The following is a 10,279-nucleotide window of genomic DNA, read 5'->3' as shown; positions in this document are numbered from 1 at the left end:
ATGTACTTAAAAGCATTTGACGGAAAACGGAATAGGGCAACTGTGCAGAGGGGGTATTCTTTGATACAGCTGTTGGTGGTGATGCTGTTGGCTTCGATATTGGCGACGTAGGATATTAGGCCGTCTGAAAGATACTTAAGAATAGCTTTCAGACGGCCTTGTTGTAAGATGAATTTTTGATATTGGCGTACTTTTTTAAATACAGATAAAATCCCTGTTAATTATTTATAACGATATTTTTTAGGATACACAGTGCTTGCTTTGGATTATTGTCATCAAAAGGCTGCAGAAAGCCATTCCAGTTTTTTATCCGGCTTTCGTTTTTTATCGGTAGAAAAACGAAATGCAATCACTGTTTTATACGCTTTTTGTCGCGAACTAGATGATGTGGTTGATGGCTGTACCGATCCAAATGTAGCTCAGATAACGTTGAATTGGTGGCGCAGTGATTTGGAGAAAGTATTTAATAATGAGATGCCTGAGCATCCCGTTCATCAAGCTTTAAAAGATATTCGGGCAAATTTTGATTTGCCGAAGAATGAATTTGAAGCTTTGATTGATGGCATGCAGATGGATTTGGAGCAGGCTCGTTATGGTAGTTTTGATGAATTAAAGCTGTATTGCCACCGTGTTGCCGGGGTAGTGGGTTGTCTTATTGCGCGGATTTTAGGTTTTACCAATCCGAAAACTTTGGAATATGCAGACAAAATGGGCTTGGCTTTGCAGTTGACGAACATTATTCGTGATGTGGGTGAAGATGCGCGACAGGGAAGAATTTATCTGCCGATAGAGGAAATGCAGAAGTTTGACGTGCCTGCCAACGTAATCATGCAGTGCAAACCGACAGATAATTTTGCAAAATTGATGCAATTTCAAGTGAATAGGGCGCGTGAAACTTATCGTGAAGCGATGTTGCTTTTGCCGGCTGAGGATAAGAAATCGCAAAAAGTCGGCTTGATTATGGCGGCTATTTATTATGCGTTGTTGAATGAAATTGACCGTGATGGTGCGCAAAATGTTTTGACTTATAAAATTGCGATTCCTTCTCCCCGTAAAAAACGTATTGCTTTGAAAACTTGGCTGTTTGGATTTAAACCATGAATACTAAGCGTCCAAAAATTGCTGTGATTGGTGCCGGTTGGGCAGGTTTGTCTGCGGCGGTTTCCCTGATTGATCGAGCTGATATTTCTTTGTTTGAGGCTGGGAGACAGGCTGGCGGTAGGGCGCGTGCCTTAGCTGGGAAAGATGATGGATTCAGCTTTTTGGATAATGGGCAGCATATCTTGTTGGGTGCGTATCATGGTGTTCAAACTTTGATGCAACATATTGGCGTTCAACCCGAGTCAGCCTTTTTACACCAGCCTTTGCAATGGTACATCCATGAAGGATTACAGTTTCAGACGGCCTCTCTGCCTGCGCCTTGGCATTTGTTTGTCGGCATCCTGCGTGCTAAAAATCTTTCTTTTTCATTGAAAATCAAATTGCTGTCGGATATGTCGGCATTGCACCGTTGGGCAGCTCATCATAAAACCGATTTGACGGTTGCAAAGTGGTTGAGAACACGAAATGTTCCTCGCAGCTTACTTGGCCAATTTTGGCAACCTTTGGTCTGGGGTGCTTTAAATACGCCATTAGAACAGGCATCGTTACGCATTTTATGTAATGTATTGAATGATGGCGTGTGGTCTGAAAAGGCGAACAGCGATTATCTTTTGCCTAAGCAGGATTTAGGGCAGATCGTAGCCGAACCGGCTTTGGATTTTCTGCATCAGAATGGTGCAAAAATACATCTTGAAACTCGTGTTTCACATTTAAACCATCATATTGATGGCCGAATTGAAATTAATGGTGAAGTATTTGATGCGGTGATTTTGGCTGTTGCGCCATATCATGTTGACACGCTTCTGCCTGAAGATACGCCTGACTATATTCAGACGGCCTATCAATCGTTGAGTTACCATGCGATTACCACGGTTTATTTGCGTTATGCCCAAGCAGTCAAACTGCCTGCACCTTTAACCGGGTTTTTTGATGGTACGGCGCAATGGGTGCTGCATCGGGGGGCGTTGGGTTTGCCGGATAATGAAGTTGCTGTTGTTATCAGCGTTTCCGATTGCACTGAGGCTTGGAAGGATAAAGATTTAGCCGAGAAAATTCATGCGGACATTAAGCGGGTTTGTCCGGATTTGGGCAAACCTGAAGCCGTACGCATTATTACGGAAAAACGCGCGACTACGGCGGCAACGGTTGATTTTGTACAACCAGATTTCTCATGGTTGCACCATCACCGTATTTATCCGGCCGGCGATTATCTCCATCCGCGCTATCCGGCAACATTGGAGGCTGCGGTTCAGTCAGGCTTTGCCGCGGCTGAAAAGCTTATGCTGGATTTGCAGGTTGAATAAACTGAGGCCGTCTGAATGTTCAGACGGCCTTTTTGACTTTACAAAACTTACCAAGCCGATACAATATCCGAAACCATAAAGTTCAAGGAAAAATCATGACGACATTAGCGAACAAAACGATCTTGATTACCGGCGCATCCCAAGGCTTGGGCGAGCAGGTTGCCAAAGCCTATGCGGCTGCCGGAGCGACTGTCATTTTGGTGGCGCGTCATCAAAAGCGTTTGGAAAAAGTATATGATGCCATTGTGGCTGCGGGCAGCCCTGAGCCGTTTGCCATCTGCTTTGATTTAATGAGCGCGGAGGAGAAAGAGTTTAAGCAATTCGCGGAAACTATTGATGAAGCAACCGGCGGAAAATTGGATGGCGTGGTGCATTGTGCCAGCTATTTCTATGCCTTGTCGCCATTGGACTTTCAAACCGTATCGGAATGGGTCAACCAATATCGCATCAATACCGTTGCGCCTATGGGCTTGACTCGTGCGCTGTTCCCATTGTTGAAGCAATCCGAAGACGCTTCTGTAATTTTTGTCGGCGAAAGCCACGGTGAGAAACCGCAGGCCTATTGGGGCGGTTTCGGTGCCTCCAAAGCCGCGCTCAATTATTTGTGTAAAGTGGCCGCGGATGAGTGGGAACGTTTTGACAACCTGCGTGCCAATGTTTTGGTGCCGGGTGCTATCAATTCGCCGCAACGTATTAAATCGCATCCGGGTGAATCGAAAAGCGAACGTAAAAACTACGAAGATGTCCTGCCGCAATTTATTTGGTGGGCAAGCCAAGAGAGCAGGGGGCGGACAGGCGAAATCGTCTATCTGTAAATATACCTGCTCAGAGTGGTTTGAAAACATGAGGCCGTCTGAAATCTGTATTTTCAGACGGCCTTTAACTTATTGAGTTTTATATCTAAATAATATGGAAGTTTGATGTTTGACGTGTTAACAGGCAAACATCAGGCTGGCACAAAATTAGATATAGTAATCTAAGTTATAGTTATATTGGATAAATATGACGGAATTTGACTTTATCAGACAATATTTGCAGCGACAAAAATCGGAAGGTTTGATTTTGGGTATAGGGGACGATGCCGCTATTATTCGCCCAAGTAACGGATTTGATTTATGTTTTAGCGCTGATATGTTGGTCAAAGGCAGACATTTTTTTGAAGATGTTTTGCCCGAAGATTTGGCATGGAAAATGCTTGCAGTAAATTTATCCGATATGGCCGCCATGGGTGCCAAGCCGCGTTGGGTGTTGCTCAGTGCTGCGCTGCCTGAATTGAATCAAGACTGGCTCAAACGCTTTTGCGATAGCTTTTTTGCTTTGGCCACGCGTTTTGATACGGTGTTGATTGGTGGCGATACCACCAAAGGCGATTTGGTCTTTAATGTAACGATAGTAGGTGAAGTTCCGACAGGGCATGCCCTGCGGCGTGATGCGGCTGAAGTCGGCGACGATATTTGGGTATCGGGTCGGTTGGGTTTGGCTGCCGCTGCTTTGAACAAACATCTGGGGCATTATCAATTGCCGTCTGAAATCATGGCGGTTTGCGATGAGAAATTGCTCCGTCCGGAGCCGCGCGTTTCATTGGGTCAGGCATTGTTGCCGTTTGCCCATGCTGCGCAAGATGTTTCAGACGGCCTGGCTCAAGATGTGGGGCATATTTTAAAAGCCTCTTCTGTCGGGGTGGAAATATTTGCCGATTGTGTGCCGTCGTTGCCTGAATTGAAAAACGTTTTGTCGCGCGAACAATGGTTGTCGGCAGTATTGGCCGGCGGCGATGATTACGAACTGATTTTTACTGCTGCTCCAGAAGATAGGGAACGCGTTTATCAGGTAGCGGAACAAAGTGGCGTACCGGTCGCCCGAATTGGTAAAATTACTGACTCAGGCCGTCTGAATATTTTGGATGCCGAAGGCGGCGTATTGGAACTGACTTCTTTAGGATTTGATCATTTTGGCTGAACGTAAACCTACTTTTTCTTGGCTGTTGCACAAACCATTGTGTTTTTTAGGATTCGGTTTTGGCAGCGGCTTGTCGCCGGTTGCGCCGGGTACGGCCGGAACGCTGGCAGCATTACCTCTGGCTTTTGTATTGTGCCTGTTGGGCATAGACGGCTGGATATTGCTTTTATTGTGTATCGCCTTGTTTTTTTGGGGTATCCGCATTTGCGGTTATACCGAGAGGGAATTGGGTATTCAGGATTACGGCGGTATCGTCTGGGATGAAATTGTCGCGATGCTGCTGGTGCTGTCACTGATTCCGTTTAAATGGAGCTGGTGGCTGGCGGCTTTTATTATTTTCCGCTTGTTTGATGCGTTGAAACCATGGCCGATCAAATGGTTTGACCGGCGGATTCATGGAGGTTTAGGCATTATGCTTGATGATTTGATTGCGGCTGCGATGACCTTGATGGTCTTGGGCCTGTTTTATTGGATTGCGTGATGCGTTTTAAGTGTTTCGACCCTTTGCAAAAATAGGGCGGGCACGCCGGAATTATCCGGTTTTAAATAAAATAAATATACGGGTGAACAATTATGAACGAAATCGAGATTAACGTGGAGCCGCGTTATATGGCCGGCCAAAGCGACGTCTACCGCGACCGCTACGCCTTCAATTATCTGATTACCATCTGCAACCGCAGTGATGAAATCATTACTTTGCGTCAGCGTTTTTGGGAAATCACCGACGGACACGGTGAGACAGAGCAGGTCGGACATGCCGGCTTGATTGAAGAGCAACCTGTTTTGTACCCGGGTGAAGCCTATGAGTACAACAGCGGTTCGCAAATCAGCACGCCTTGGGGCAGCATCGAAGGCGCGTATGAGTTTGAAGACAGCATCGGCAAACGTTTCGTTATCGGGGTGCCGAAGCTTGAATTCAAAGCAGGCTTTACTTTGCAATAGGCTGTCTGAAAAATGAAAAACCGGAACATTTCGCATGTTCCGGTTTTGTTTTTTCAGACGGCCTTATCAGTCTTTGCAAGGCTGTACCAATACCCACGGCGCCACGACAACCGCCCACATTTCTTGCTTATCCGCTAAAAATGTGCGCGCCATATCATCGCTGACGGCACCGAATTTGCCTTGTTCCATCCATTGTTTCAATGGCGCGGCTTCATCTTCGGCAACATGGTGGGCGACGGCAATCAAATCCAAATCAGGTGCCACATAGACGGCGGCACCGCGTGCGAAGTGGGGTTGCAGCTCTTCCCATGAAATGCGGGCGGTTTCGGTATTGAGTTTTTCGTTTAAGAGTGGAATAGACATAGGATAATCATCAAATAAAAAATGGATTGTAACCGATATTCGGCCTTTTACCCGATGCCGTCTGAAAACGAAAGAAATTTACAGGGTTAACGTTATACAGTATCATTTTAATGTTTTAATTTTCTTTCAGACGGCCTGTTGTCCGTATTCGGACAAGGGCGGTTTTAGGCTTATGAATTCTGTATTGTTGACCGGATTGCTGCAAAGGCTGCTGATTGCGCTTGTCGCATTGGCAGCGTTGTGGGCTGTATATTTTTGGGCGGTATCGCCATGAGTATCGTGGTGGAAAATCTGACGGTCAGCTATCAGCGCAGGCCGGTGGTGCACCATGTCGATATGGTGTTTGAAGATGGCAAGATGTGGACGATTTTCGGGCCGAACGGCGCGGGTAAATCGACCCTGCTCAAAGCCATTATGGGCTTGCAGAAGACGGATACGGGCAGCGTGCGCTATGAAAATATGGCACGCAAGGATATTGCCTATCTGCCGCAGCAGTCGGACATTGACCGCAGCCAGCCGATGACGGTGTTTGAACTGGCAGCGATGGGGCTGTGGTATGAAATCGGCTTTTTCGGGCGTGTGAACGCGGCGCAGAAAAAGCGCGTGATGGTGGCTTTGGAACGCGTGGAAATGCAGGATTTTGCCACGCGCCAAATCGCGCACTTGTCCAATGGCCAATTCCAACGCGTATTGTTTGCGCGGATGCTAGTGCAGGATGCCAAATTTTTGCTGCTGGATGAGCCGTTTAACGCGGTGGATGCGCGGACGACTTATGCGCTGTTGGAAGTTTTGCGCCAGTGCCATCAGGACGGTCAGGCAGTGATTGCCGTGTTGCATGATTACGAGCAGGTGCGGGCATATTTTGCCAACACGCTGCTTTTGGCGCGTGAAAAAGTGACAGCCGGTGCGACGGAAAATGTGTTGACCGATGAATTTTTGGCACAGGCCAACCGAATGATGCAGAAGCAGGAAGCGGCCGATTGGTGCGCGGTTTAATGGACAAGGCCGTCTGAAAGTAAGTGTTTTTCAGACGGCCTCAGGCTTTCAGAGATTAATAAAAAAGCGATAAAACATGGATTTATATGATTTGGTCGTCGCGCCGTTCGTCGAATTCGACTTTATGCGCTATGCCCTGGCGTCGATTTTCTGCCTGGCATTGAGCGCGGCGCCTGTCGGTGTATTTTTGGTGATGCGCCGCATGAGTTTGGTGGGCGATGCCTTGAGCCATGCGGTTTTGCCCGGTGCGGCCATTGGCTATATGTTTGCCGGTTTGAGTTTGCCTGCGATGAGTGTTGGCGGTTTTGCAGCCGGTTTGCTGATGGCTTTGTTGGCCGGTTTAGTCAGCCGGTTTACTTCATTGAAAGAAGATGCGAACTTTGCCGCATTTTATTTGAGCAGCCTCGCCATCGGTGTGGTTTTGGTCAGCAAAAACGGCAGCAGCGTCGATTTGCTGCATTTGCTGTTTGGCTCGGTCTTGGCGGTGGATATTCCGGCTTTGCAGCTGATTGCCGTTTCTGCAAGTGTCACTATTTTGCTGATGGCGGTCATGTTCCGCCCGCTGGTGTTGGAAAGCATAGACCCTTTGTTCCTCAAGGCTGTCGGCGGTAAGGGCGGCTTTTGGCATGTGTTGTTTTTGGTACTGGTCGTGATGAATCTGGTTGCCGGTTTTCAGGCATTGGGTACGCTGATGTCGGTCGGTTTGATGATGTTGCCGGCGATTACTGCCAGACTGTGGGCGAAAAGCATGGGTTGGCTGATGATTTTGTCGGTCGCATTGGCTTTGCTTTGCGGCTTGGCAGGATTGTTGTTTTCCTACCATATCGAAATCCCGTCCGGCCCGGCGATTATTTTATGCTGCGGCACGCTTTACCTGATTTCCGTCGTGTTCGGTTGGGAAGGCGGCATTTTGGCAAAATGGCTGCGCCGCAAGAAACACCGCACGGCATGATTTTTCAGACGGCCGCTTGAATAATCAGACAGTCTGTCTTATGATGATGTTAATGTTACGTTATATCACTGGAGAGAATATGAAACATTGGAAACTCGGCATCGTTGCCGCATTATTGACCGGTGCCGCTTATGCCGCTCCGTTGCCTGTTGTCACCAGCTTCAGCATTTTGGGCGACGTGGCCAAACAGATTGGCGGCGACCGCGTGGCCGTTCAAAGCTTGGTGGGTGCCAACCAAGACAGCCATGCCTACCACATGACCAGCGGCGACATCAAAAAAATCCGCAGCGCAAAATTGGTATTGCTCAACGGCTTGGGCTTGGAAGCCGCCGATGTACAACGCGCAGTTAAACAAAGCAAAGTGCCTTTCGCCGAAGCGACCAAAGGCATTCAGGCTTTGAAAGCAGAAGAGGGCGGCCATCATCATGACCACGATCATGAAGGCCATCATCACGATCACGGCGAATTTGACCCGCACGTTTGGACCGACCCCGTCTTGATGGGTACTTATGCGCAAAACGTTGCCAATGCGCTGATTCAAGCCGACCCTGAAGGCAAAACCTACTATCAGCAACGTTTGGGCAACTATCAAATGCAGCTGAAAAAATTGCACAGCGATGCGCAGGCTGCCTTTAATGCCGTACCTGCCGCCAAGCGTAAAGTCTTGACCGGACACGATGCGTTCACGTACATGGGCAAACGCTACAATATTGAATTCATCGCCCCTCAAGGCGTGAGCAGCGAAGCCGAGCCGTCTGCCAAACAAGTGGCTTCCATCATCCGTCAAATCAAACGCGAGGGCATTAAAGCCGTCTTTACCGAAAACATCAAAGACACGCGCATGATTGACCGTATCGCCAAAGAAACCGGCGTCAATGTCAGCGGACGTTTGTATTCCGATGCACTGGGTGGCGCACCGGCCAACAGTTACATCGGCATGTACCGCTACAATGTCAAAGTTTTGACTGATGCCATGAAAAAATAAAACGGTTTCAAGATAAAGGCCGTCTGAAACTTGGAAACAAGGTTTCAGACGGCCTTTTATATGCTTATTTTTAAAACAAATCGTCAAATTTAAAATATAAAAATTAGTTTTGTGCTATTAAAAGCTTAATTATCAAAAATTCATGCCAATTTGCTTGATAAGTACGCACCATCCGTGCGAATTGCTTATCGGCTGTCCGTCAGCCACTCACGGCTTGACTTCACCCTGTTACAATTCGGCATCTTCACGTTTCTTAAACTTACATCATGAGCAATCATTCGTCTTGGTCATCCAAAATCGGCTTTGTGCTTGCTGCGGCAGGCTCGGCCATCGGTTTGGGTGCAATTTGGAAATTCCCTTATACAGCCGGTACCAACGGCGGCGCCGTATTCTTTCTTTTGTTTTTGATTTTCACCATTTTGGTGGCTTTACCGGTTCAACTGGCTGAGTTTTACATCGGCCGTACAGGCGGTAAAAACGCCATTGATTCCTTTAAAGTATTGCGCCCGGGTTCGCAGTGGCCGTGGGTCGGCCGCATGGGTGTGGCCGCGTGTTTTATTTTGCTGTCGTTTTATAGCGTGGTCGGCGGCTGGGTATTGAACTACGTCGTGCACAGCTTTACCGGTGAAATTCATGCCGGCGCAGACTTTGAAGCCTTGTTCGGCAACACGATTTCTTCACCGTTTGGTTCGCTGTTTTACCAAGGCTTGTTCATGCTGATTACCATTTGGGTGGTTAAAGGCGGCATTTCAGACGGCATTGAAAAGGCAAACCGCGTGTTGATGCCGGGTTTGTTTATCCTTTTTATCGCGCTGGCTATCCGTTCGCTGACCTTGCCCGGCGCAATGGAGGGCGTGGCATTCTTGTTGAAACCGGATTGGTCGTATTTGAAACCGGGTACGATGCTGACTGCTTTGGGTCAGGCATTTTTTGCGTTGAGTATTGGCGTGTCCGCGATGATTACCTATGCCTCGTATTTGGGTAAGGATCAGGATATGTTCCGCTCCGGCCATATGATTATGTGGATGAACCTGTTTGTGTCGCTGCTGGCCGGTTTGGTGATTTTCCCTGCGGTATTTGCCTTCGGTTTTGAACCCGGCCAAGGCCCTGGTTTGATTTTTGTCGTGTTGCCTGCGGTCTTCATGAAAATGCCGATGGGTACGTATTTGTTTGCCGTGTTTATGCTGTTGGTTGTCTTTGCGACGCTGACTTCCGCGTTTTCCATGCTGGAAACCGTTATCGCGGCAACCATCCGCCAAGACGAGAAAAAGCGCAGCAGCCACGCTTGGGTAACCGGTATTGCGATTTTCATAGTTGGTATTCCTTCGGCGCTGTCATTTGGCGTTTGGGGCGATTTTAAGATTTTCGGAAAAACTATTTTTGATTTGTGGGACTTCATTATTTCTGCCGTCATCATGCCGATTGGCGCATTGAGCGTTGCCGTGTTTACATCATGGGTTCAGGACAAACAGTCTGTCCTGCGTGATGCGGGCATGGGCAGCACCATTCCGAAACAGCTGCTTTACCTGTGGTTGGGTGCGCTTCGCTATCTTGCGCCGATTGCGATTATTGTCGTGTTCATCAACTCTTTGGGTTTGATTTAATCCGATAGAGAGCAAACAGTCCGGCGTTGCATTGTTTCGCCGGACTGTTTGTTTAAAAACATCATTAAAAATA

11 protein-coding genes are annotated in these 10,279 nt (G+C 47.8%); 10 read left to right on the top strand and 1 reads right to left on the bottom strand.

Translation table 11 applies throughout. The annotated features are described in order from the left end of the window. The first annotated feature begins 252 nt into the window (after positions 1–252). The 6 genes from hpnD (at position 253) to apaG (ending at position 5,306) form a co-directional block, all read left to right on the top strand. The gene (gene hpnD, locus ACTHRE_RS10600) at positions 253–1,101 is read left to right on the top strand and encodes a presqualene diphosphate synthase HpnD (RefSeq protein ID WP_377073256.1); all 849 of its coding nucleotides are present in this window, start codon (positions 253–255) and stop codon (positions 1,099–1,101) included. Beyond that, entirely contained in the window at positions 1,098–2,405 is a 1,308-nt protein-coding gene (gene hpnE / locus ACTHRE_RS10595) for a hydroxysqualene dehydroxylase HpnE (protein WP_377073254.1), read from the top strand. Before hpnD ends, hpnE begins: the two co-directional genes overlap by 4 nt. A gap of 95 nt (positions 2,406–2,500) precedes the next feature. Then, positions 2,501–3,220 (top strand): SDR family oxidoreductase, encoded by a 720-nt coding sequence (locus ACTHRE_RS10590; RefSeq protein WP_003682583.1) that lies wholly within the window; start codon positions 2,501–2,503, stop codon positions 3,218–3,220. 187 nt (positions 3,221–3,407) lie between these two features. After that, positions 3,408–4,364 carry a thiamine-phosphate kinase gene (gene thiL, locus ACTHRE_RS10585; protein WP_377073252.1) on the top strand — a complete coding sequence of 319 codons (957 nt, stop codon included), beginning with the start codon at positions 3,408–3,410 and terminating at the stop codon, positions 4,362–4,364. Then, on the top strand, positions 4,357–4,845 hold the full coding sequence (locus ACTHRE_RS10580) for a phosphatidylglycerophosphatase A family protein (protein WP_254324593.1): 489 nt from the start codon (positions 4,357–4,359) through the stop codon (positions 4,843–4,845). The genes thiL and ACTHRE_RS10580 overlap by 8 nt, the downstream gene beginning before the upstream one ends. 92 nt (positions 4,846–4,937) lie before the next feature. Next, positions 4,938–5,306 (top strand): Co2+/Mg2+ efflux protein ApaG, encoded by a 369-nt coding sequence (gene apaG / locus ACTHRE_RS10575; RefSeq protein ID WP_003682575.1) that lies wholly within the window; start codon positions 4,938–4,940, stop codon positions 5,304–5,306. 66 nt (positions 5,307–5,372) lie between these two features. On the opposite strand, the gene ACTHRE_RS10570 is transcribed toward apaG, so the two are convergent. Then, positions 5,373–5,669 (bottom strand): DUF2288 domain-containing protein, encoded by a 297-nt coding sequence (locus ACTHRE_RS10570; protein ID WP_377073250.1) that lies wholly within the window; start codon positions 5,667–5,669, stop codon positions 5,373–5,375. Positions 5,670–5,939: 270 nt separating this feature from the next. Between ACTHRE_RS10570 and ACTHRE_RS10565 the strand changes: the two genes are divergently transcribed. The 4 genes from ACTHRE_RS10565 (at position 5,940) to ACTHRE_RS10550 (ending at position 10,206) form a co-directional block, all read left to right on the top strand. After that, positions 5,940–6,665: a metal ABC transporter ATP-binding protein gene (locus tag ACTHRE_RS10565; RefSeq protein WP_188208635.1), complete on the top strand. Its 726-nt coding sequence runs from the start codon at positions 5,940–5,942 to the stop codon at positions 6,663–6,665. Positions 6,666–6,741: 76 nt separating this feature from the next. Next, positions 6,742–7,617, top strand: a complete 876-nt coding sequence (locus tag ACTHRE_RS10560; protein WP_003747573.1) for a metal ABC transporter permease — start codon at positions 6,742–6,744, stop codon at positions 7,615–7,617. Positions 7,618–7,696: 79 nt separating this feature from the next. Next, positions 7,697–8,602: a metal ABC transporter solute-binding protein, Zn/Mn family gene (locus ACTHRE_RS10555; protein ID WP_049323129.1), complete on the top strand. Its 906-nt coding sequence runs from the start codon at positions 7,697–7,699 to the stop codon at positions 8,600–8,602. A gap of 266 nt (positions 8,603–8,868) precedes the next feature. Then, positions 8,869–10,206, top strand: coding sequence for a sodium-dependent transporter (locus ACTHRE_RS10550; RefSeq protein ID WP_049344650.1), 1,338 nt, complete (start codon positions 8,869–8,871; stop codon positions 10,204–10,206). Positions 10,207–10,279 lie beyond the last annotated feature (73 nt).

Source organism: Neisseria sp. P0001.S007 (genome assembly GCF_051963655.1).
Lineage (GTDB): Bacteria > Pseudomonadota > Gammaproteobacteria > Burkholderiales > Neisseriaceae > Neisseria > Neisseria subflava_A.
The sequence above is the reverse complement of the archived record's forward strand: the minus strand, read 5'-3'. Positions and strand labels throughout refer to the sequence as shown.